The sequence below is a fragment of the Paenibacillus sp. 79R4 genome (assembly GCF_013393165.1).
Lineage (GTDB): Bacteria > Bacillota > Bacilli > Paenibacillales > Paenibacillaceae > Fontibacillus.
In genome coordinates this window covers 54,970-79,191 of sequence record NZ_QJOT01000012.1, presented here as the reverse complement: position 1 = coordinate 79,191, position 24,222 = coordinate 54,970, and the positions used below count along the sequence as shown (strand labels likewise).

The 24,222-nt window shown below is 49.4% G+C and carries 17 protein-coding genes and 1 riboswitch; of the genes, 14 read left to right on the top strand and 3 right to left on the bottom strand.

Going from position 1 to position 24,222, the window contains the following annotated elements; translation table 11 throughout:
- Window positions 1-92: 92 nt before the first annotated feature.
- Together DMN77_RS17260 and DMN77_RS17255 are read right to left on the bottom strand one after the other, a co-directional pair.
- A complete protein-coding gene (locus DMN77_RS17260; protein ID WP_179015808.1) occupies window positions 93-7,205 on the bottom strand; it encodes an endo-1,4-beta-xylanase in 7,113 nt (2,370 codons plus the stop codon).
- A gap of 405 nt (window positions 7,206-7,610) precedes the next feature.
- A complete protein-coding gene (locus DMN77_RS17255) occupies window positions 7,611-8,447 on the bottom strand; it encodes a sulfurtransferase (protein WP_068778271.1) in 837 nt (278 codons plus the stop codon).
- Window positions 8,448-8,905: 458 nt separating this feature from the next.
- Here DMN77_RS17255 and DMN77_RS17250 point away from each other — a divergent pair, with 458 nt between their 5' ends.
- The 3 genes from DMN77_RS17250 (at window position 8,906) to DMN77_RS17240 (ending at window position 11,254) form a co-directional block, all read left to right on the top strand.
- Entirely contained in the window at window positions 8,906-9,703 is a 798-nt protein-coding gene (locus DMN77_RS17250) for a sulfite exporter TauE/SafE family protein (RefSeq protein ID WP_372776115.1), read from the top strand.
- 132 nt (window positions 9,704-9,835) lie between these two features.
- Complete coding sequence (locus DMN77_RS17245) at window positions 9,836-10,762, top strand: DMT family transporter (RefSeq protein ID WP_179015806.1); 927 nt, start codon at window positions 9,836-9,838, stop codon at window positions 10,760-10,762.
- Between the two features lie 123 nt (window positions 10,763-10,885).
- Window positions 10,886-11,254 (top strand): hypothetical protein, encoded by a 369-nt coding sequence (locus DMN77_RS17240; protein WP_068778269.1) that lies wholly within the window; start codon window positions 10,886-10,888, stop codon window positions 11,252-11,254.
- A 116-nt stretch (window positions 11,255-11,370) separates the two neighbouring features.
- On the opposite strand, the gene DMN77_RS17235 is transcribed toward DMN77_RS17240, so the two are convergent.
- Complete coding sequence (locus DMN77_RS17235; protein WP_068778268.1) at window positions 11,371-11,586, bottom strand: hypothetical protein; 216 nt, start codon at window positions 11,584-11,586, stop codon at window positions 11,371-11,373.
- A gap of 417 nt (window positions 11,587-12,003) precedes the next feature.
- On the opposite strand from DMN77_RS17235, the gene DMN77_RS17230 reads away from it, so the two are divergent.
- The 11 genes from DMN77_RS17230 (at window position 12,004) to DMN77_RS17180 (ending at window position 24,164) form a co-directional block, all read left to right on the top strand.
- Window positions 12,004-12,579, top strand: coding sequence for a hypothetical protein (locus DMN77_RS17230; RefSeq protein ID WP_068778267.1), 576 nt, complete (start codon window positions 12,004-12,006; stop codon window positions 12,577-12,579).
- A gap of 194 nt (window positions 12,580-12,773) precedes the next feature.
- Window positions 12,774-13,184, top strand: coding sequence for a DUF4183 domain-containing protein (locus DMN77_RS17225; protein WP_068778266.1), 411 nt, complete (start codon window positions 12,774-12,776; stop codon window positions 13,182-13,184).
- 76 nt (window positions 13,185-13,260) lie between these two features.
- A complete protein-coding gene (locus DMN77_RS17220; protein WP_179015805.1) occupies window positions 13,261-15,381 on the top strand; it encodes a DNA topoisomerase III in 2,121 nt (706 codons plus the stop codon).
- A 57-nt stretch (window positions 15,382-15,438) separates the two neighbouring features.
- Window positions 15,439-15,576: a hypothetical protein gene (locus DMN77_RS17215; protein WP_179015804.1), complete on the top strand. Its 138-nt coding sequence runs from the start codon at window positions 15,439-15,441 to the stop codon at window positions 15,574-15,576.
- A 110-nt stretch (window positions 15,577-15,686) separates the two neighbouring features.
- Window positions 15,687-15,950 carry a DUF1294 domain-containing protein gene (locus tag DMN77_RS17210; RefSeq protein WP_068778265.1) on the top strand — a complete coding sequence of 88 codons (264 nt, stop codon included), beginning with the start codon at window positions 15,687-15,689 and terminating at the stop codon, window positions 15,948-15,950.
- A gap of 86 nt (window positions 15,951-16,036) precedes the next feature.
- Window positions 16,037-16,471, top strand: coding sequence for a universal stress protein (locus DMN77_RS17205; RefSeq protein WP_068778264.1), 435 nt, complete (start codon window positions 16,037-16,039; stop codon window positions 16,469-16,471).
- Window positions 16,472-17,776: 1,305 nt separating this feature from the next.
- The gene (gene spoIIP / locus DMN77_RS17200) at window positions 17,777-19,225 is read left to right on the top strand and encodes a stage II sporulation protein P (RefSeq protein ID WP_179015803.1); all 1,449 of its coding nucleotides are present in this window, start codon (window positions 17,777-17,779) and stop codon (window positions 19,223-19,225) included.
- A 293-nt stretch (window positions 19,226-19,518) separates the two neighbouring features.
- Window positions 19,519-19,620, top strand: a riboswitch (purine riboswitch).
- Window positions 19,621-20,083: 463 nt separating this feature from the next.
- Window positions 20,084-20,587: a 5-(carboxyamino)imidazole ribonucleotide mutase gene (gene purE, locus DMN77_RS17195; RefSeq protein WP_179015802.1), complete on the top strand. Its 504-nt coding sequence runs from the start codon at window positions 20,084-20,086 to the stop codon at window positions 20,585-20,587.
- Window positions 20,587-21,861, top strand: a complete 1,275-nt coding sequence (gene purK / locus DMN77_RS17190) for a 5-(carboxyamino)imidazole ribonucleotide synthase (RefSeq protein ID WP_179015801.1) — start codon at window positions 20,587-20,589, stop codon at window positions 21,859-21,861. Before purE ends, purK begins: the two co-directional genes overlap by 1 nt.
- Window positions 21,858-23,159, top strand: coding sequence for an adenylosuccinate lyase (gene purB / locus DMN77_RS17185; protein ID WP_179015800.1), 1,302 nt, complete (start codon window positions 21,858-21,860; stop codon window positions 23,157-23,159). The genes purK and purB overlap by 4 nt, the downstream gene beginning before the upstream one ends.
- Window positions 23,160-23,267: 108 nt before the next feature.
- Window positions 23,268-24,164 carry a phosphoribosylaminoimidazolesuccinocarboxamide synthase gene (locus DMN77_RS17180; RefSeq protein WP_179015799.1) on the top strand — a complete coding sequence of 299 codons (897 nt, stop codon included), beginning with the start codon at window positions 23,268-23,270 and terminating at the stop codon, window positions 24,162-24,164.
- Window positions 24,165-24,222 lie beyond the last annotated feature (58 nt).

Below are 24,222 nucleotides of genomic sequence, written 5' to 3'. Positions count from 1 at the left end.
AGTCGTCACAGATCGAAGCGACTTCATTTACAAGAGAGCACCCTGCAGACAAGAAGCCGCAGGGTGCCCGACGGGGTCAGTACCAGCTAAAGTTACAGAGACTTCATCAACAAATCATATAGGATAACCGCTGCTTGTGCGCGAGTTGCGGCCCCCTTAGGGTCGAACTTGTCATTGCCGATGCCTTTAATAATGCCTGCTTGTGACATTGAATCTACTGCTTCTTTTGCGTAGGTTCCAATGTCTTGCGCATCATAGAAAGCGGCAGGAGCTATACCTTCATTTAATGTAATCCCCGCCGTCTGAATTGCCCGGTAGGCCATTACGGCCATCTCTTGACGAGTAATCTTGTCATTGATGCCAAATGATCCATCGGTTAGACCGGACACGATACCGAGCTGCTGAGCTGAAGCGACCGAGTTATAATACCATGCCTCTTGCTCAATATCCGTGAAGGAGCTTATCGCATTCGCCTGGTTCAGGTCAAGCGTCAGCATTAACATTTGAATAAACTCAGCTCTTGTAATGGAATTGCCCGGGGCGAATGAATTCTTCGTCACACCGTTTATGATTCCGCGTGCTGCTAATCCGTCGATGCTGTCGCTCGCCCATGTGATAGCTTTTGTATCGTTGAATTGCACCGGATTAACGATGGCGGTAAATCTGCCGAAGTACTTCGCGTTGAATTCCACCATGCCCGTGTCCTTGCTATAACGGCCGTTCTTGATCACTTCAAACTTGCCATCCTCTGACAGATAGTAGATGACAATCTGGACCGGGTTCTCGCCCGGCTTCAGCGTGTACGGTATAGCTATTCGCATGGATTGTTCTTGGCTGAACTTGTTGATCTTCTCACCGTCAATGTTCAAGGTGAAGTCATACACCGTGTTCAATCCAATGATCGTGCGGACATCTTCGGCTAGGGCAAGGTTATCAACCTTCGCCATGTTCAATTCGAGCATTGCATTGCCAGTAGCATCTTTAAATAACGACACCGGCAGCTGCACTGAAGCAAATCCGGAGGAAATCTTGATGCGTATGATACCGGCTTCTATGGCGATGTTCACCTGATCAATCGGTATGGAGAAGGTCAACTGCCGGGCATCTTCAGCCCCTTGTATAAGCAGCTCCATAGTTCCAGCCTTTGCTTCGGATATCGCCTTCTTCACAGCATCTGCTTTGACTGTGATTCTGGCATGGCCGCTTGAATCTACCACTGCCTTCAACTCTCCGGATTGATCAGGAGCCGGGTTTGTCGATGGTGTTGGAGACGAAGGAGATGTTGAAGTTGATGGAGAGCCCGGATTCGTGCTTATGCTATTCGTTGTCGCTTGTACTGTGGCAGATAGCTCGGATTCCCCGGCCTCATTGACAGCCGTCAACTTATAATAGTAGGTAGTCGATGCCGCTAAGCCGCTGTTCCGGAACCAGGTTGTCGTAATCGATTGCGGATTGATCTTGCTGTAGTTGCCGTTCACAGAAGTGGAGCGATATATATTGTAGCCGGTGGCATTGGTCGACGCCGCCCAGCTGATCTCAATCTCGCTGCTGCTCTTTGCTTGCGCAGAGATATTAGTCGGTGCGGCAGGTGCTTCTGGTACTTTAGTTTCCCCATCTGTAGTCGCCATGGCATATCCTGACTTTTCGGATTCAAGTTCTCCTTTTATAGCTGTTACCTTGTAGAAGTAGGTTGAACTCGCTTCCAGCCCCGTGTCGCCATAGGTGGCTTCGGTTACCGTTAGAGAATTGAGTCTGTGGTAAGGTCCATCCGCTGCATCGGAACGGTATACGTTATAGCCGTCTGCATCGGCTGGCGCCGTCCAACTGAGCTCAATCCTGCTAGTTCCTTTCGGCTCCGCTTTTACATTAGTTGGTGCAGCAGGTGTTCCAGGCTCCTTAGTATCTGAATCTGTTGTGGCTGCTGCATATTCCGACATCTCGGATTCGTAGTCTCCGCTCAGCGATGTCACCTTGTAGAAGTAAGTTGTGTTAGCTTCCAGACCTGTATTGAAATAGGTAGCTTCGGTAACCGTTACGGAGTTGAGCTTGCGGTAAGCTCCATCCACTGCATCGGAACGGTATACATTGTAGCCGTCAGCATTTGCTGCCGTCCAGCTGATCTCAATCTCGCTGCTGCTCTTTGCTTGTGCGGAGACATTAGTTGGAGCAGCCGGCATGATAATATGCAGGTAGTTCTCGGGATCGATAACCGCATAATAGGCCGGCTTGGCGGCCAAAGCCTTGTCAAAGAGCAGGGGGCTGCCGGAAGCGCGCCAGCTCTGGGAGTCTGCCTTGCCCCAGAAGGTAACGCGTTCGATGCTGCTTGCGTACTTCTTGAAAATAACGAATAGCTTCGCATATAGCTCAGCCTGTAAAGCCTCGTCTTCCTTCGTGAGCGCTCCCGTTGAAGGAATATCCAGCTCGGTGATGCTAACTTTCACGCCTGCTTGGGCAAAGCGCGCAATACTTGCTTCTACCGTGTCAGGGTTCAGGCTCTGGATCCAGTAATGAGCTTGCATGCCGATGCCTTCCACCAGCAAACGTCCAGGCTCGGTATTGCGAGCATCCGTCTTCCACTTCTCGTTGAGATCTTCGGCCATTAACGCCATCGCTTCCCGCTTCCAGGGCTCATTCTCGTTGTAGTCGTTGTAATAGAGAGTAGCTCCGGGGTCAGCCAGACGCGCGAACACGAACGCATCGTAGATATAGTCGGCGCCGCTCTCTCCCTTGCTTGCATCAGCACCGTTCTCATAGGCCATATACCACGGTGAGTTTTTGCGCAGCACGGTCTTCCAGTCTGTCGGAATGCCAAAGCCTCCGTCAAAGGCTTCGTTCACCACATCCCAAGAAGCAAGCTTGCCCTTGAAATGGCCGGCAACATGGTCGATATAGTCCTTCATATTAGATTGGGCCTCTGCACGGGTAAGCGGTTTGTTATCTGTGTCCGTGGTCAACCAAGGCGCCGACTGGGAATGCCAGACCAGTGTATGACCATGAACCAAGATGTTATTTGCCTCCGCCCACTCCACCAAAGTGTCGGCATTTGAATAGTTATACACGCCCTTGGCTGAGCTTAAATACTGTGGCTTCATGTCATTCTCGGGTGTCATGATATTGTAGTGATGCTCATACATCGCCGTATTCCCGGCATCTGTCGTCTGACCGGCACTCATCACATTGCCGATCATGAAGTATTGGCTATAGGTATCTGCGATAGAAGGCAATGTCAGATCCCACTTAGGAATCTCCTTCAAATCGCCCACTTGGCTAATAACAATCTGGTCGATGTACCATACTTCGGCATGGTTAGCCGCATCGTTGACAACCAGCCGGAAATCGATTGATTGCAGCGGATTTTCCATTAGAGGTGTTTGGACATTTACTTCTTTCCATTGATCGATCGGAAGGGTCCCGGGGCTGCTCGGGAGCTTGTATGCACTATTGGCGTAATCCTGATTGAGTACCACACCAGGCCCGGTAAGCACTCCTTTGCCTTCGTTGCCGGCAGCCGGTGCATAAATCCAGACGGAGATATTATAAACTCCACCGGCAGGAAGCGGCTCGGCCAAGGTCAATCGAACAGCGTTGTCAGCGCTGGTATAGCTTGTGCCAGGAATATGCGTTACCTTCAATACGGTGTCATCGTTCTTCCCAATACCGGATTGATTGATCCACTCGATGTTTGAGGAAGCAGCCGATGTAAAGAGGCTTCCCTGCTCTGCTTCATTGTCGAAGTTGTAATGCAGCAGCTCCTTGATTTCTGGTTCTTCCACAGACGGAGGCGGGCTGATTACTTGCAGCTTCACCTCATCCAGATAGAAGGTAAGACCCTGGATTTGAGCGTCATTATGAAACACAATGGCGCTAACCGACTGATGGTCTGCCGGTACAGTGAATTCAAGAGCAACATCGGCCCACTGGCCAGCCAGCAGATTCACTGTGCTTTTTCCAACAGTACCATACGTATCTTTACCCGTATTATCCTTGGTTTCAACGCGAACGCCCAAGGTGGCGTCTTTTGCGCTCAGCGCCTTCGCGGTCAGCTTATACTTGCCGCCGGGCAGCATCGGCGTCGTGAGCGAGTTATTGCGCAGGGCGACCCCAGAATAGTTGTTCGCCGCTGTAGGTGCGACACTCAGACTGCTGCTTCCTGCCGCGGCGTATTCCTGCGTCCGGCTAACAGTTGCATCGCCGTTCTGCTGCAGCGTGTTTCCATTTTCAAAACCCTCATGATAAATGACATTTGAATCGGACTCAAGGGTGAATGAATGGTGTATGGGAGCCGCAATCATATTGCCCGCAGCATCGCTCAGCCGCATGATGTATAGGTTGCAAACTTCACCTTTATTTTTGGTAACATCGTTAAATACCACTTCGACTGCTTTATTGTCCGCTGCCCATTTGAGCGTGAAGTCGTCGGAGAAATCAAAGCCGATACCGAAATCTCCCTTGGACATCGGCTCGCTGAAAGTAATCTTCAGCGTATCTCCAGCAGCCAAATCCGCTGATTCATTTAAATTGAAGGCGACAACAGCATTAAAGTTGGTCTTTGTCGCCGGGAGCAATGGACGTGTTCCATCATCCGTCTGGCTGTTGGGTTGTGGCGGCCAGTCCGGCTGAGGACCGATCTTCTGTACCGCTGCCGAGGCATTCCAGCTGACAGTTTCCTGATTGTTTGCGAGCTTAGACTTGTCGATGGAGACTTCAAACGTGCTGCCGGGCATAGCCTCCATTTGCAGCTTTTTCAGCGTAATGATATTGAAGGAATTATTCGGTATACGGTTGTTCTCATTGGGGTTGGTCGTTACGCCGTAATTGAGAATCCAAGCCTGCTCCGTATCCTCCTGGAAGGATTGCGTTAGCTTGTTGCCGTCGGCGTAGACTTCTATCAAATCTTTATTGATCTTGCTGGTGAAGCCATACATTACGGCTGCGCCGTTGTCGTTCCTGGCGGTGCCATGTCGCAGTGCAGTGGCCAAGTCGACGCCTTGGAAGTATACCGTCTTGCTGTCCTTCGCGGCACCTAAGGTTGTAATTTCATAACGCCCGATCTTAACCTGGTTCTCCGTCAGTTTAAACTCCGCTATGCCGTCCACTACATCCGCTGTCCAGGTGTCGTTCGTCGGTTTGTTAGCCGCATCTAGAATCGTTAGTTTCACCTTGGTGTCGTCAGAGTGAACCTTGATTGTGGCGGGGATGCCTTCGGTAACAATCTCGTTGTCGGTCCACAGCGTATATTTGCCCGGGCGGGACCAGCGGAGGTAGGAACTATCGATATCGTACGGATAAACTGTCATGTCAGAGATTTTGTCGTAGACGCCCATGCCGTAGCTCGGCGGATTGCTGTTCGGATAAAGATCCCTGACTTCCAGCGGCTTGCCGCTGAATTCCTTGTCCATGACGGCAATCATGAACGGCACGTCTCTGTCCTGGATGGCATGGGCGCCATCGCGCACGCGCACGGCAATATTGTCACTGCCCAAAAATTCGTAGACTTCCTTTGCGGCACTTATCGCCATGACGGAGGAGGGCGGAGTCGTCCAGTCAAAGTTGTTGTCTGCGGCAAAGGCGATAAGCGGCCGCGGGGCCATCAAAGCTTCAACAGCATGCGAGTCAAATGGCATATAGTCCATATCTGTCTGGCGATGGAATCCGGCCGCTGTTCCAAGGCCCATCCAGAATGATTCGCCGGAGTACTGGATGCTGTTGAGGCCTTTTTGATTCCTGCGATAGATGCGGTCTAACGGCGAATTGTAGTAGAACAGTTTGCCTTCGGCGATGTAACGGAAGCTGGATACGCCCGACTGTCCGCTATCTACCGGCGCCGCCGCACTAACCCGGTCGTCCATGGCCGCTGACATCAGAGCATATTTGCCGTTAATGGATACGCCGGTTGTAATCGACTTATATGGGTTGATCTTCCATTGATTTATACCGCCGTTCGCTTCGGCGCTAAGCTCCATTGCGTCAATAATGCGGGATACAGTCCATGCTGCCGTCATTATGGAACCGGTGTTGAAATCATATTCGTAGGGGTTAAATGGGTAGAGGTTGTAATAGTTTCCGGTTCTGCTGCTTCCCCAGTTGGATACATTAATTACGGCGTAGCCATTTTGGGTCGCCATGGCCGTCTGGCTAAACCCGAAGGCGATAATGACTGGCCAGCCGCCTTCAGGTGCATTTCCCGAAGGAACAGTAACATTGCCAAGGCTCCCGCTTACGTTCTTTCCATTATCGTTGATGGTGACATTGACCTGGTTAGTAGGGGCATTTACCGTGATGGCGCTCTTGGGGGTCGGGTATTTTCTTCCATAGTAGTAGTACTGAATCAGGTCTCTAAGCTCCTCCCTGCGCTCTGACCAATCGGTCTCGGATTCTACCCGGCCGTTTGTGCCGGCGCTGGGATCCAGGAACTCGAACAGGTCGTTTAGGCCCGATGTCTTCGGCAAGTTAGTGATATTCTGCTGGAAATAGTCGCGGGGCGGCGTAGGTTGCAGGGCTGTCTTATCAACCTTTGCGTTGACAATCACATTTTTCTTAGCAGTCTCTATTCCGATTTTATGGATCTCGATACCAAGCGTACCTGTTCTGGTAATGTTGGTGAGCCCAAGCTCGTATACGGTATCGCTGATCTTCGTTAACGAGCCTTTTTCCGCCGTGGAGGTTGCGTAGTTGGATACCGTGGCAGGCGTACCAGCGCTGAGAAGAATATCTTCCGTTGCTAGATTGGCTACGGCTTTGTTGAAGGTTAGCCTTATGGCGGTACTGTCGCTCACGAACGCTGCACCACCAACGTTTATCACGTTATAGGTGATCGGGATTCCGTGAACATCAACGATTTTTTCTGCATCGACTACACCGTTCTTGGTAATCTTGAGATGGATGGTGCCTTCCAGGGTAACCCCGTTGATCCCAAGTTCATATTGGGTGTCGTTCGAACCGCTCACCACGGTCAAAGTTCCTTTGGCCGCAGTGGCGGTACCGTCTGAAATGGTGATGTCGCTTTCGACTAATCCCGGTACAGGTTCTTCAATGACCAGTGTAATTAAGCTTGATGCAGTCTTATTCGCCTCGCCATTCGCCGTCGCGGTATAATTCGTCTTATTAATAGGCGTGTTCTCGTCAGCGAGCACCAAATTCATATCAACTAAGGTAAATAACATGATCGTAACTAGGAACGATGAAATAAAACGTTTAGATTTCATGCATCGGTCTCCTTTAACGTTTAATCTTTTTATCCTCACTTGAAGTCATCTCTGTAGACGTACATTAGCGCCGGATATTAATCCTAATTCAGTCAGCGGGAGTCACCTAGTTGCAAGTCTCTTCATTACTCCTCCTTTCTCTATTGCAGCTGCTTTGAAATGCGCGACCCAGAGAGGGACATGTCCTTTGAATGCGTTTTCATTATAGCTGCTCACCTGGCATTATTCTTCTAATAAACTGCTCTATGTCTCTCAAATATTGTGAAGTTTACGTTCCCTCTTGTCTGCAAGTGGTTAAATAAAAAATAAAAGAGGCTGCAACAGGTCCTTTGTTCCTGACCCGTTACAGCCTTCGTCTGTTCAGCTTGAATCTTATTTGAAATACTCTGTTAACCTCTATTGGCTCTATTCCTCACCCGTCGCGATCGGATTCTCCTCATAGCTAACCCAGTCGCTCCAGCTTCCCGCATAGAGCTTTACCTTCTCGTACCCGGCTTCCTTCAGTCCAATGAAATTCGGACAAGCCGAGACGCCCGAACCGCAGTAGACGATAATTTCCTTGTCAGCGGGAAATTCCTTGTAATGCTCCGCCAGCTGATCGGAAGCCAGCCATTTTCCGTCCTGTTCGATGAGCAGCTTCCAGAACTTATTTTTCGCTCCCGGAATATGACCGGCCGCTTTATCCATCGTTTCCTCTAACCCTTGATAACGGCGCGGATCACGCGAATCAATGAGAATGACCTCGCTATTTCCAGCCGCGCTGCGCACCTCATCTATACTGGCAAGTAATTCGGGATGCAGGCTATAGGTGTAGCTTGCCGGCACGCGGATCGGCTGATCAGCAGTTACCGGAAAATCGGCATTCTTCCAGGCCGTGAAGCCCTCGTTCATAACATGGGCCTGCTTATGTCCTAAATAACTTAGCAGCCACCATAATCGGGAGGCGTACATTCCGCCTTGGTCGTCATAGGCGATAACCCGCGTTTCAGGCGTAATGCCAATTTTGGCCAGAGTTTTGCTTAGCTGTTCCGGTTCAGGAAGCGGATGGCGACCGCCATGCTCGCTTATTGGAGAGGAGAGATCCTGTTCAAGATCCAGGTAGACTGCGCCGGGAATATGCTCTTCTTCATAAGCTTTCCGCCCTGCGTCAGGCTGCCCTAATTCAAAGCGGCAATCCACGATCGTTACATCGGGCTCATACATTCGTGCCAACACCCAAGCTTTGCTTACTGTAATGCTCATAATAGAAAAACACCGCCTTCTTAGAAATAATGATAATGCCAGTATACACCGTTTGTATTAGAGAAAAAATAACCAGGCCGCATAAGCAATTAGCCGTACGAAGTATGCTGTACATAATAAACAAGAGGCGGTATCATTAGGACGCAGAGTGTTAAAATGAACCGGGATTTAATCGCGGTACACGATGCGAATATTTAAGTGACAGTATGTCTCTTCGGTATAATGTTGGTTGGGACAACTTTTGATGCAGCGAAGTGAGTCCGATTTGACATGAAGCTTTTCATTACAATCCGGACAGCGGTCCTGAAATAAGGACTTGAGTTTGCTAAGCATGTCAACAACACCTCCGTCTACATTTATCCCATTGATTTACTTGGTTTTGTTTATTATAGCGCATCATGGTTCGTTCGTATATCGTTTGTGCAAAATATTATGAGCAGCTTGGGAGGTATACATACGTGGACACAGCAGGATATTTCATTATGTTTCTGATTGGCCTGATAGGTTCATTTTTTTCCGGCTTGCTGGGTATCGGTGGGGCGATTATTAATTATCCGCTGCTGCTGTATATTCCTGATCTACTCCATGTAGGTAACTTTACCCCAAAAGAAGTGTCAGAAATCAGCATGTTTCAGGTATTCTTCTCGTCTATGGCGGGTGTCTTGGCCTATAAGAAGCAGACCAGGAATGAAAAGCCGTTGATGCATAGAGGGCTTATCAGCAATATGGGGATCAGTATCTTGATCGGCAGCTTGGCAGGCAGTGTTAGCTCTAAATATTTACCAAGCGAGACGATTAATATCATATACGGCGTGCTGGCCGTGCTGGCGGCTGTGATGATGATGGTGCCGAATCGGGGCAGCAGGGAAGATACGGACCTCCGGGCCATTTCCTATAACCAGGTTACGGCTGCGGTTGCAGCTCTCTTGGTCGGGATCGTATCCGGGATAGTAGGAGCAGGCGGCTCGTTCATCTTAATTCCGATTATGCTGACCGTGCTGAAGCTCCCTACCCGCGTTACGGTAGCCTCTTCACTGGCTATCGTATTTATTTCGGCAATTGGCGGTGTAACCGGCAAACTCATCGGCGGAGGGATTCCGCTGCTGCCCACGGCGTTTACGATATTCGGCAGTGTTATTGGAGCCCCGATCGGCGCTCATGTCAGTCGTTACTTGAATGTAAAATACCTTCGGGTTGCATTAGCTGTGCTAATCGCCGCAACCGCCATTAAAATCTGGTGGGGCATTATTGCGTGAACAGGGTATGACCAGCGAAGGGGCGGACTGAAAGCCGTACTAAGATCCATTGCTGGGACCAGGATAGGTATCCGCTTAATGCGGTGTGCCGACATGTAAAATATACATATTATTGGATCGAGGGAAGCTAAAATGTACTCCAGGGTTAAATCATCTGTGTCATATGAAGTACTCTATATCATCGGGATCATAGCGATATCGTTCTCTTCTATTTTTGTGCGCTGGTCTACCGCTGAGGTATCTATTATTGCGATGTACAGATTGTATCTTACAAATCTGCTAATGCTTTCTTTGCTATGGAAGTATCGTAAAGAATTGCTCCGGTTGACTTCCAGGCAATGGCTCACGCTGCTCTCATCGGGACTTATGCTAGGGCTGCATTTTCTGTTGTGGATGGGGTCCTTGCAGCTGACAACCGTAGCCAGTTCAACGGTGATTCTAACTTTAGAACCGATTATCGTGATGTTCGGATCATTTTTTCTGTTTGGTGCCCGGATCAACCGGGCCATGCTGATCGGTCTCGGCCTCGCTCTTATCGGCTCACTGGCTATAGGCATTGGGGATTTCCAGCTATCGGAGAAGGCGATTCGCGGGGATATTTTATCTCTTCTGGGAACAGTCGCGGTAGCCGTACATATGCTGATCGGCAAGCACTTACTTAAGAGCTTGAGTGCTTATGTGTATAATTTCTGGGTTTTTGCCATCGCGGCGACTTTTCTGGCAGGGTATAACCTGGTTCGTCATATTCCATTTACGGGTTATGCGCCGAGAGAATGGGGAATTTTCCTCCTGCTGGCTGTAGTGCCGACCTTATTCGGCCATTATCTGTTCAACTGGCTGATGAAATATATCAGTGCGGCTGCTGTGTCCATGGCTGTATTGGGGGAGCCGGTTTTTGCCTCTTTGCTGGCCTGGTTATTGCTGAAAGAGAGACTTGGCTTCCTTCAGCTGGGGGCTGGATTCGTTATTTTGTGCGGTGTGGCGATATTCATTCGGTTCGGGAAGGACGAGCCGGTGTCTGATCTCGCGAACCGTGCGGATCCGGGGACGGCGGCTTAGTTATGATGCGATGCATATCCCCTGATTCATTTGCATCATTTTGCAGATTGCGGGGGATTGGTTTATACCAATGCTTCTTTCTCTTAATAAGATAGATTAGCAAAAAGAGAAGGGAGCATCAGCATGAAACAAGTACATGTATCGCAAACTTATCCGAGGTTAACAGTTTACAGCGAAGAGAACTTCCGGGGAGCCAGCCGAGTTTATACAGGAAATTTGGGCATCCGTAATACGGATAACATCCTTGATGGGATCGAGAGTCTGCGCTTTTTCTCTACGAGCAGCAACGCAACTCTGGTGTTGTTTACTAGGACGCGGTTCAGAGGCAATTTCCGTGTGTATCGTGGCAATCGCAGTATTGCCGATTTGGATGATTTGATCTCAGGGAATGACGTTGAATCGATTATATCGACCAATCAGCGTCTGACCTTGCAGCAAATTCGCGATATCCGCAGCAGCGGCACTCTCCCCGCTGGCTATAGATTGATTTAATTTAATAGTAAAAAGCTAACAGGCTAACACCTTATCATCAGGCGGTCCAGGCGGGATTTTTTCCTGCCAGGACGTCTGATTTTTTACATTAAGCAAATCGCAGGCTTACGCCGCCGCTATGACTTCTTTAATTCAAAAAACTCGCATTCTTGACGCGAATGATAGGTGAGATCGCTAACGCTGGTCTGAGTAATAATCTTATCCTCGGTAAAGCGGACGATGATCGCTCCGCTCTCAACCATATGACTATTGTGAAATACGCGAATCCGCAGCTGGCGGTCCAGCGCATCCTGGAAGTCCTGATCCGTGTTAAGGCGTCTATTTATCGGCATAATCCCCGTTCTCCTTCTTCTCTCCTGAATGAATACTCTTGTCTGCAGCACTTGAAATAGCATAGCAATCAGAATAGGCTGTTGTCCAGCCCAGGGTATTTAGCATGTAATCCCATACTAAATGCAATGAGCCCAGTCCATTTTATAGGCATTTCCATACAATATAGCAGTCTAGAAAAGTCCGGTTTTCAGCACCGAGGTTTGCTCCTGATGTGCGTTGGTTCAAAACGCTACAGTTGCATGAAACTGGGGAGCGAGGAGCGAACGGCTGTAGTGGGTACGTGAGCATTTGAGGTGTTTCCGTAGGAAACATGATCTTGCAATTATCCGCTTTAGGCCCGGGTGAACTCAAGATTCGATGTCGAGTTAGTTCTGAACGACTTCGTGATCCAAATCGGACTATAGGGAGATGATGTAATGGTGAAGCATAGGGGCAGGCGACGGCCTGTTCACGCCCCGACAGGAGCAGTATTGCAGCGAATTGCACGTCAGATGCTGCCTTTCTACGAAGCGATAGCCTGCAATCGAAAATACGCGGCCGCCTGGAGCAGGGCTGTCGTCTCGGCTGATCTTCATGCGCTGACAAAGCTGTTGCGTAAAGTATCCCCTGTGTTGGGCAGACACGGACTAGGAACCAATGCGATCGGATATTTTATTTCATTTGCGATTCACAAATCAAGCTATTCGAATGGTGTAACGATCCCGCCAGGAACCGCGCGATTCAAGTTCGAGACCGCTGCCCACCGTGCCGTGACACGGGCAATCCTGCCTCTTTATTGCAGGTTGGCTTGCCAGCGATCCTTCGCGGATCGACTTGCCCGGGCCATTCGTTGTCATAATAAACCGCTGGCAGTTGCACTCATCCGCAGCACGGTAAGGTCTTCGGCATTGAAGGCAGTTCGTATCGATTCTACTGGCTTTGGCTTAAGCTTCAAATTTCCTTTCAGTAAACATGTGTATCAGAATCTGTTATTTCTTGAATTCGAGAAGTAAATAACGGCCGGAATAGTCGGGCAAGGTGACCCATCCGGAGAAGACTCCTATGTTAGTGTAGGAGTCTTCTGTTTTTGCTCGGGAATAAGCATGAATTTACCGTAAGTCCAAACCAAGCACGTTATTCAATCATATTTTATAGTAATTTTCCGAAAATAAGGAGATTTACAGAAGATGGCAGGAGGGAAAAGCATATGTCAGTTATTAAAATGAATTTGCAGGCGCAGAGCACTGTCAGCGGTGGTGTTACCGTCACTACGGCGACGAATACGATACCAACCGTATATCGCTATAGTGCAGGAATTGTACTGGGGAATATTATCGGAAGCACGACTGTTGTACAGGCGAGCAGCTTCACTGATGATGGAGGCAACTCGGTTCCTGCAAATGGACTGGTTGTTCCGCCGGAGAACGGATATTTCAATTTATATGTGAACGGTGTCCTGCAGCGGGGCGGCATGAGTACTCTCTCTGCGGCAAATTTAACGATTAACACTGCATTGGTGATTGGTGCCAGCGTTGTTGTGGAGGTTGTAGTTCTCGATTCCTCCTCAACCTCGAATTCCACGAACGGGTTGTCCGTATCCACGTCTATCTATTATTAAAAAGGGTAGGGGAATTTATATTCCGGCAGGATGAGATGCTATAATGGAGGGAGGAAGGGAGTGCATCTTTTACAATATGAAAACTTTGGTATTAGCGGAGAAACCGTCGGTTGCGCGTGAAATCGCGCGGGTGATGGGCAGCCGTGAGAAGCATAAGAGCCATTTTGAAGGAAGCAAGTATGTGGTTACTTGGGCGCTGGGCCATTTGGTTGGACTGGCTGAGCCTGAGGATTATGATAAAAAATTTAGCAACTGGTCGCTGGAGGACCTGCCGATTCTCCCTGACAAAATGAAGCTGAAAGTGCTCAGAGAGAGCAGCCATCAGTATAAGGCTGTTCAGCAGCTTATGCGCAGGCAGGATATTGAGGAGCTGATCATCGCCACCGACGCGGCGCGCGAGGGAGAACTGCTGGCGAGATGGATCATGGATATGGCGAAGTGGAACAAGCCGTTCAAGCGGTTGTGGATATCGTCGCAGACGGACAAGGCGATCAAGGAAGGGTTCGCATCGCTCAAGCCGGGAAGTCAGTTCGAACGGTTGTATCATTCGGCCCGCTGTCGTGCAGAGGCGGATTGGATGGTTGGCTTGAATGTCACGAGAGCTTTGACTTGTAAATTTGGCTCGCCTTTGTCGGCCGGGCGTGTACAGACTCCTACGCTCGGGATGATCATGCAGCGTGAGAACGAGATCCTCAAGTTCCGTTCCGAGGAATACAGCGTTCTGCGCGCCGACCTAGGCAATTTTGAAGCGACTTGGCGGGGGAGTAATGGCGATTCCCGTATTTTCGAAAATGATAAAGTACAAAGCCTGCAAAATAAACTAAGCGGACGCACCGGTAAAATCGTCAAGCTGAAAAAGACGGAAAAGCATGTCCCTCATCCGCTGGCTTATGATCTGACGGAGCTGCAGCGGGATGCGAACCGGATGCTCGGATTCTCGGCGAAACAGACATCCAATGTATTGCAGCGCTTGTATGAGCAGCATAAGCTGGTTACCTATCCGCGCACGGACTCACGTTATCTGTCCTCAGACATGGCTGATACGTTAAAAGAAAGACTGATCAGTGTCGCCATCGGGCCTTATGCGGCGATAGCCCGGCCGTTGCTTCGCAAACCGCTGCCTTTGTCGAAGCGGATTGTTGATGATAGCAAGGTCACGGATCACCATGCGATTATTCCGACAGAGCAGACCGTGCTGCTGAACGCGCTTAGCTCTGAGGAACGCAGATTGTACGATCTGATCGTGCGCAGGTTCATCAGCTTATTTTATCCACCTGCCCGCTATGACAATGTCGCCGTAGAGATCGATGTAGCCGGGGAGACCTTGCATGCCAAGGGTATTACCATGAAGGAGAGCGGCTGGCGAGCCGCTTATGATGAGGCGCTTCTTGACGGAGAGGAAGACGAGGATGATCTGGAGAGCGGAGCTGCGCTTCCGGAGCTGAAGGAAGGGGAAGCCGTCACTGTTAAGCGCTGCATAATTCAGAGTGGACGTACTCAGCCGCCAAAGCGTTATACCGAGGCAGCCCTCCTGACGCAGATGGAGAAGCATGGTCTTGGCACACCGGCGACACGCGCCGATATTATCGAGAAATTGGTGAATTCGGATACGATCGAGCGACAGGGGAATTTGCTGCATCCAACCGGCAAGGGGAAACAATTGATTGAGCTGGCTCCGGCGGATTTGCGCAGCCCTGATCTGACGGCGCGCTGGGAAGCGGAGCTCGAGCGGATCGCTCGCGGACAAGGCAAACCGGGACCGTTCCTGGGCGGTATCCGCGAGATGGCGCAGAGCCTGGTGAAGGGCGTTAAGAACAGTGAGGCATCCTATAAGCCGCATAATGTCTCGAACAGCCATTGCCCGGATTGCGGGACAAGATTGTTGGAGAAGAAGACGAAGCGGGGGCTGCTGTTAATCTGTCCGAATGAAGATTGCGGCTATAAACGCTCCGGAGAGAAGAGATTGTCCAATCGCCGTTGCCCACAATGTCATAAGAAGATGGAGCTTAAGGAAGGCAAGGCGGGGCTATATGTACAGTGTCTCTCCTGCGGAATAACGGAAGTAATGAATAAGGATTCGAAGCATATCAATAAGCGGGAGCAGCAGAAGCTGGTCAAGCAATATGCGAAGCAGGAGCCGGCCGGCAATAATCTGGGAGAGCTGCTCAAGGCGGCGATGGAAAAGAAGAATCAGTAAGCGTTATGCATAAATCATGGGTCATCCCGGGATGCTATGCCTGGAGGTGGTATGCATATGCCGCATAATAAAGCGCAAAAAATTAAAAATCAGCAGAACAAGTCAAGTATTATGGAAGCCGCCGATGAGCTGCAGCCTAAGAAGCAGGCGGGCAAGCCATCCAGCTTGAACAAGATTCCGAAGCAGGAATCCTAGCTGCTGCATTGAAGCTCCCCTTTGCGGGGAGCTTTTTAATTGCGGGAATTGGCGTTATAATATAATTAGATAGAGTTAATTCTATCTCGAATTCGAAGGGAGCAATCGGCATGAGAATGGGCCTGGTCATTTGGCTGATTTTTATTAATTTAGTGGCCTATCTGGTCATGTCCGACGATAAGCGGCGCGCAAGGCAGAGGAAGGAAAGAATCCCCGAGAAGACGCTGTTTCTGCTGGCCTTTATCGGCGGAGCGTTAGGCGTATTGATCGCTATGAATACGAAACGCCATAAGACCAAGCATATGAGCTTCCGGATCGGGATTCCGCTGTTACTCCTTTTGAACGCAGTGTTGTATGGTTATTTTCTAACCTGATTTATGATTGGCGCATTAAATTCTATCGTACTATTGGCTAGTTGACGGTTAATCGTATTAATACTTAGATGAGAGAGGTGCTTGTTATGTTATTCTCCAAAATAGTAGCAGCATACGATGGATCCAAAGCGGGTACCAAAGCGTTAGACAAAGCGATTGAATTGGCAAAATTGAACCCGGATACGACGCTTGAAGTGCTCCATGTGTTTGATTTCCCTCGGTTCTACGTAGCAGACGGCTTCGCTCCCGTGCCTGCTTCTGTGAATGAGGAGTTCTATGAGCTTGCAGAGAAGACGGTGGAGGAAGCAAAGAAGCGCCTGGAAGAGGCAGGGGTTAATGCTACCGTTCAATTGATGCAAGGTGCGCCAGCTGAGGTCATACTTGATTATACGAAGAAGAATCATAACGATCTGATCGTAATCGGCAGCCGCGGTCTTGGCGGCATACGCGAGTTCGTGCTTGGCAGCGTCAGCCACAATGTCGTCCAGCATTCCAGAATCCCGGTTCTGGTCGTAAAATAAAAAATAAAGCTTAAGACAAGGGTCAGCTCTTAGTAAGGAAGATTGCTAAGAGCTGGCCTTTATTTGTGTGAAATGTGGCTTGCGTGATATGCGGCCATTGCTTTGCTTTTAGAATAGCAAGCAGTGACAATCAAAAAATCAAATTCGCGTGCGATCCTGGCTGTAAGTCTGTAGGTACGTAGGTACGTAGATTCGCGAGTTTGTAGGTTCGTAAGTCCGTGAGTCCGTAAGTCCACAAGTCTGTAAGTATACAAGCTCGTAAGTTCGTAAGTTCGTAGGTTTGTAAGTTCGTAAGTTCGTAAGTTCGTAAGTTCGTAAGTTCGTAGGTTTGTAATTTCGCGAGTCCGCAAGTTCGTAGGTCCATAAATCCATAAATCCATAAATCCATAAATCCATAAATCCATAAATCCATAAATCCATAAGTTCATAAGTTCATAAGTTGCAAGTCAGCAAGCCTGATGAGTCCGAAAGTTCGTGAGTCCGCATATTCTCTAACGGAAATCAGAGCCGTTATTTGAACAGAATGGCGCTGCTGCGAATTCTAACGGAAATACGGTACCTTATTTGGCAAAATGAGCGGGAATTTGGTCCAATTATAGTCGATTAACGCCCCCCAGTTCCGTTAGATTTGCAAACAGGGCTTTTTTCGCCATATAGAGGTCTGTATTTCCGTTAGAGTAGGAACGTCCCTTGCAATCTAGTAATCAGAGCCGCTATTAAAGCAGAATGTGTCCGTTGCCCATTTTAACGGAAATCAGAGCTGCTATTAGCCCAAAATGACCGCTGCTGCGAATTCTAACGGAAATATAGTACCTTATTTGGCAAAACGAGTGGAAATTTGGTTCAATTATAGTCGATTAACGCCCCCCAGTTCCGTTAGATTTGCAACCGGGGCTTTTTTCGCCATATAGAGGTCTGCATTTCCGTTAGAGTAGGACCGTCCCTTGCAATCTAGTAATCAGAGCCGCTATTAAAGCAGAATGCGTCCGTTGCCCATTTTAACGGAAATCAGAGCTGCTATTAGTCCCAAATGACCGCTGCTGCGAATTCTAACGGAAATACGGTACCTTATTTGGCAAAATGAGCGGGAATTTGGTCCAATTATAGTCGATTAACGCCCCCCAGTTCCGTTAGATTTGCAAACAGGGCTTTTTTCGCCATATAGAGGTCTGTATTTCCGTTAGAGTAGAACCGACCCTCGCAATCTAGTAATCCGTCTCGATCATTTCGGCGAATAGGGGAGGGTTTCATCTATCTATGTCGAAATAATAGAGCAAGACTATCGATGTTGGGAGAGAAATGATTTTGCCTCGTTTCAAAATGTGGAGAGTTGCTGTATGTGTCGTTCTTTTACTAGGAAGTGTTAATAGTCTATATGCTCCAGGTCAGGCTCATGCGGCCAAAGGGAGCGCTGCTGAGGTCAAGACTGTGAAGAAGCAAGATACCAATACCAAGGCAAGTGATCATGTTAAGAAGGTTGAATATGCCAGAAGTACGGTGGAACGTCTGAATGTGCGCACAGAGCCTAACCTGAAGGCAGCGGTGATCCAGATGATCGGCAAGCAGAATATATATCAGGTGCTGGATAAGCAGGGAAAATGGATCAAGATTAAGCTGGCGAAATCGAATGGCTGGGTACACAGCGATTATATCGAGTATGTACAAGACGGGAACAAAGGAACCGTTAAGAATGACACCAAAGCCACCCAGGGTGAGACCAAGGTTGTTAAGAATGACACCAAAGCCACCCAAGGTGAGACCAAGGTCGTTAAGCAGGAGCAGGATAAGTTCCAGAGTAGTCAAGAGGAGAAGCCTCAATCTGTGGAGCAAAATAAACCCGATCAAGCAGCGAACGGGGAATCTGATGCAGGCGATCAAGGTGCTTCCGTCGTTAAAATTGTTGATGTGACGAATCTGCGTGTCGGACCTGGCATGGATTTCGAGATCGTTGGCAAGGCGCAGCCTGGCGAATCTTATACGATCGTAGAGAGTGATGGAGATTGGTACAAGGTCGCATTGCAGGATGGGGGCATGGCCTATATCGCAGGTTGGGTGGTACAGATTGATTCCGCCAACGGCGCACAGGATCCTGCGGGACAGTCAAATGCTGAAGTGAATTATGAGAATCAAGTATTCATCTATTCCTCTCATAATCGGGAATCGTGGCGAAGTGTGGCCCGTAATGTGAAGGGTTCTTCGGTAGATGACCGTGATATGAATATTGCGATGGTTGGCAGATATCTAGGTGATGTGTTACAGGAGAAAGGTGTGCCGACGTTCGTTAATAACATTGATATAGCAAGACGACTGGAGGAGCAGAGGCTCAGCTATTCCAAATCATATGAGGAATCGCGCAGAGCGATCAATACAGCGCTGAAGACGAATCCTTCATTGACTTATTTCCTCGATATTCATCGTGACAGCGATGTACCGAAGCAGACGACAACAGCTTCGATTAACGGGGAGTCTTATGCGCGCATTTTATTCGTGATTGGAACGAATCATAACAACTATGCGAAGAACAAGCAGTTTGCCGATGCGCTGAATGAGCTATTGAAGAAGAATTATCCCGGCTTGTCCCGGGGCGTGCTGCTGAAGACTGCAAAGCAAGGTAATGGCGAATACAATCAATCGGTATCCCCAGGCAGCATCCTGATCGAGATCGGGGGAGCCAATAATACGTTCCAGGAAAGCCAGCGTGCCGCTGAAGCTTTGGCGGATGTGTTTTCACAATACTATCATTCCAAGGAATAATTATTATATATAATCAGAAAAGCAGAGACCGTCCTGTACAACAGTTTATTACTGAGGACGGTCTCTTGTTATAAATACAGAATTTATGTAAATTTACGATGATATAAGGCTTTAGGAATGGGTTGGCAATAAGTGCATGGGTTAAAAACGAACATTAATTTATAACATTTTTATATTGTTCGTGTTTTAGTTGACACAGGCCAGCAGGGATTGTTAAACTAGTCATAGAGAGCAGGTCATTTGCTCATAGAATGTTCACATTATCTGTTTTGTTGAACCCGCTTTTTCTAATAGAATTTTGTGGAATAATCGCTCGTATAACCTTGGGAATATGGCCCGGGAGTCTCTACCTGATTACCTTAAATAGTCGGACTACGAGTGAATACGTCATTTAGGATAGGTCATACCATTCTCCTTACGGATCATTGGAACAACGACATGCATGTGCTGCAGAATGAGTCTATTGAATTGTTTGACGAGCGGTGTGCATGGGTTAATGAAGATTGGACGAGGCCCAGGGTGGGAGCCGTCCACGGTGTGGCGCAGCCTGAGACGAATATAGCCGCATTAGACATTCATGAAGCCGATCGTTCTGTTCCCCTGATGGCAAAAGGGGCGAGGGCGTATTCACTTTTGGTCCGGATTTCTGGAAATACTTTGTTATTTCTCGGAGCTTCCAGGACTTTTTTTGTTTCTAGACTTTTGGAATACATCCTTTTCTTATAATCCTTTTGGAATACATCCTTAATGAAGCTAAGCTACACAATGTGATTTTACAGTTTTTCTAGTCATTCATTCACTTCAATAGTACTACCCGGTTTTGTAATCAAACTTATACTTAAGAAAGTAGGTTGAAGAATGTCAGCACAGGTTGCAGTGATCATGGGCAGCAAATCGGATTGGGGCACGATGTCCCATGCTTGCGTCATTCTGGAGGAGCTTGGAATTCCATATGAAAAGAAGGTTGTCTCCGCTCACCGTACTCCGGACTTGATGTTTGAATTCGCAGAGCAGGCCGCAGGGCGCGGCATTAAGGTGATTATCGCTGGCGCGGGCGGCGCGGCTCACTTGCCAGGCATGGTTGCCGCGAAGACGACGCTTCCCGTCATTGGCGTGCCAGTCAAATCCGCTGCGCTTAACGGACTTGATTCCCTGCTGTCCATCGTACAAATGCCCGGTGGCATTCCTGTTGCCACAGTTGCAATCGGCAAGGCTGGGGCCACCAATGCAGGCCTGCTGGCTGCGCAAATCCTTGGTGCGTTTGATCCCGAGCTGGCGCAGCTTCTGGAGCAGCGGCGTACAGCATTGCGTGATGCGGTCATTGAGACAAGCGATGAGCTGGTGTTGGAGGAGCAACAATAATGGATAAAAGGATCTCGGAGCGCAAGGCTGTCACAGGTCTTGAGACAGAACGGATTATTCGGCCTGGCGCGACTATTGGCGTACTTGGCGGAGGCCAGCTGGGAAGGATGATGGCACTCGCAGGCAGCAATCTGGGATACCGCTTCATCGCGCTTGATCCGACAACGGCTGCGCCGTGCGGTCAGGTCGCCGAGCAGATCGTGGCGGCATACAGCGACAAAGAAGCGGCGAAGCTGCTTGCCAAACGATCGGATGTCATCACTTACGAATTCGAGAATGTCGATGCAGAGGTGGCGGCTCTGCTTACGGAGCAATCCTATGTGCCGCAAGGAAGCCGCCTGTTGTACACTACGCAGCATCGCCTGCGGGAGAAGAAGGCGGTGGAAGCTGCGGGCGTACGTGTGGCCCCCTATGCGGAGATCGGCAGTGAGGATGAACTGAGGGCGGCCATAGCAAAGCTTGGGTTGCCAAGCGTTCTGAAGACGGCGACCGGAGGTTATGACGGCAAAGGGCAGTGGGTGATCCGCTCAGAAGCGGAAATCGCCGCGGCCTATGCGGAGTTGAGCAAGGCCGATACGGAGCTTGTACTGGAGCAATTTATTTCCTTTGAGAAGGAATTGTCCGTCATTGCCGCGCGCAGCCCACGTGGGGAGATCAAGACATTTCCTGTTGCCGAGAATATTCATGTCGATAATATCCTGCATGTATCGATTGTCCCGGCTCGCATAGCCGAGTCAATCCAGCGGGACGCGGAGCGGCTTGCCGCTCGCATCGCTAAATCGATGGGCGCGGTCGGATTACTTGCTGTGGAGATGTTCCTGACGAAGGACGGAGAACTGTTCGTTAACGAGCTTGCTCCGCGGCCTCATAATTCCGGACATTACACGATGGAGGCCTGCAATGCCTCGCAGTTCGAGCAGCATGTCCGGGCGATCTGCAATCTTCCGCTCGGAGATCCCTCGCTGCGAACACCTGTCGTAATGGTGAACATACTTGGAGAACATATAGATAAGGTCGAACTGGCAATGACAACGGGTCAGTGGTATAGGGAAATGTCGAACTCCGAAGACCAGAACGGACGGAAGCAGCCGGACGAACGCTTGGCTCCGGGGAGGCAGACTGGATTTGCCGTCATTCCGAAAGTACACTTATATGGGAAGAGCGGTTCGGCACCTAAACGGAAAATGGGGCATATCAATTTGCTCTGTGAAGAGGTATCGGACGGGCTTGATTGGATAAAGAAAACCAAAATATGGAGGAATCAACACTCATGATTGAACGTTACAGCAGACCGGAAATGAGAGCGATCTGGACGGAGGAAAATAAATTCAAAGCATGGCTGGAGGTAGAGCTGTGCGCTTGTGAAGCTTGGTCGGAGCTGGGGATTATTCCTAAGGACGATGTGGAACTGCTGCGGAAGAACGCTTCTTTTGATATGGACCGGATCTACGAAATTGAACAGGAGACGCGTCATGACGTCATTGCTTTTACACGAGCTGTCTCCGAGACATTGGGCGCAGAGCGCAAATGGGTTCACTACGGTCTGACCTCGACGGACGTCGTTGACACAGCTCTTGGCTACTTGCTGAAGCAGGCTAATGAAATCCTGGAACGGGATATTATCAATTTTATTGAAATTTTGCACGATAAGGCGCTGGCCTATAAAGATACCCCGATGATGGGGCGTACGCATGGGGTACATGCCGAACCGACCACCTTCGGACTGAAAATGGCGCTCTGGCACGAAGAGATGAAGCGCAATCTGGATCGTTTCCGCCATGCGGCAGACAATGTACAATACGGTAAAATCTCCGGTGCTGTCGGAACGTACGCCAATATTGATCCTTCGGTTGAACAATTCGTCTGCAAGAAGCTCGGCACGAAGGCCGCTCCAATCTCGACGCAGACGCTGCAGCGCGACCGCCATGCTGAATACATGGCAACGCTGGCCCTGATTGCTACATCGCTCGATAAATTCGCTACAGAGATCCGCGCATTACAGAAGAGTGAATTCCGTGAGGTAGAGGAAGCTTTCGCCAAAGGGCAAAAAGGTTCCTCAGCGATGCCGCATAAACGCAATCCGATTGGCTGTGAGAATATTTCTGGCTTGTCCCGTGTTATCCGAGGGCATATGATCTCCGCTTACGAGAATGTGACGCTCTGGCATGAGCGCGACATCTCGCATTCCTCGGTCGAACGGGTCATTCTCCCGGATGCGACGATGCTGCTCAACTACATGCTGAATCGCTTCGGTAATATCGTCAAGAATTTGACGGTATTCCCTGATAATATGAAGCGCAATATGGAGCGCACTTACGGCGTGCCGTTCTCCGGCCGCGTGATGACGAAGCTCATCGATAAAGGCTTCAGCCGTGAACAAGCTTATGATACGGTGCAGCCGCGAGCGATGCAGGCTTGGGAGACGCAGCATCACTTCCGTGACATTATCGAGGAGACGCCGGAGATTACAGCCGTGTTAAGCCAGGAAGAGATTGACGATGCGTTCAATCCGGCTTGGCACTTGAAGCATGTGGATACAATCTTCCGCAAGCTTGGGTTGATCGAAGGTTAAGGGAAGTTCATCGCCTCTTATGGAGGCTTATACGGCAGCGCCGCTTGGCTATTGACTCTTGAATTCACGTCTGGGCAGGGCGGCGCGCCACTAAGGAGGACAGTGATTATGTCAGCAAGAGCCATTTCTACGGCAGAGGGCCTAGTGAACGCCCCGTTGCTGTATAAAGGTAAGGTTCGCGAATTGTATGATCTTGGTGAACACTACTTAATCGTCGTGACCGACCGGATTTCCGCTTTTGACTACGTGCTTGAACCGGCTGTGCCTGATAAAGGCAATGTTCTGAATCGGCTCAGTGCCTTTTGGTTTGAACAGACTGCAGAGCTGATGGAGAATCATGTTGTGCATACCGATGTCGAACGGCTTGGCGATGTAATCAGCGAAGAGAATAAGGATGTTCTTCGCAAAAGAGTGATGGTTACCCGCAAGGCGCAGCGGATTGATATCGAATGCGTAGTGCGTGGTTATGTCACTGGCGGAGGCTGGCGGCAATATCAGAAGAACGGTGAGATCAACGGCATTTCGCTTCCGGAAGGCCTGCGGATGAATAATCAATTGCCGGAGCCAATCTTTACTCCTGCCGCCAAGAACGATGTTGGCCATGATGAGGATATCTCCTTTGAGGAGATGGCGAATGATGTCGGAGCCGAACTGGCTGAGCAGCTGCGCAGCCGCAGTCTTGAGCTGTATGCTTTTGCTCGTGATTTCTGCGAGAAGCGCGATATCATTTTGGCAGATTGCAAGCTGGAATTTGGACTGATCGATGGCAAGCTGATTTTGATTGATGAGATTTTCACTCCGGATGCCTCTCGTTTCTGGGCTAAAGAGAAATATGCGCTTGACGTAGATATTGACAGTATGGATAAAGAGCCGGTGCGCAATTATCTGGCGCATTCCGACTGGGATCAGAACAGTCAGCCTGATCCGCTGCCGACACCAGTAGTCGAGGAAACTTCACGCCGTTATCGAGAAATTTATTCTCGCATTTCCGGGCAGCAGCTATAGAAGTTGAAGAATAGGCGAGAGGAAGAAATGATTCTGGGGAACTGTAACGTTCGTCTTT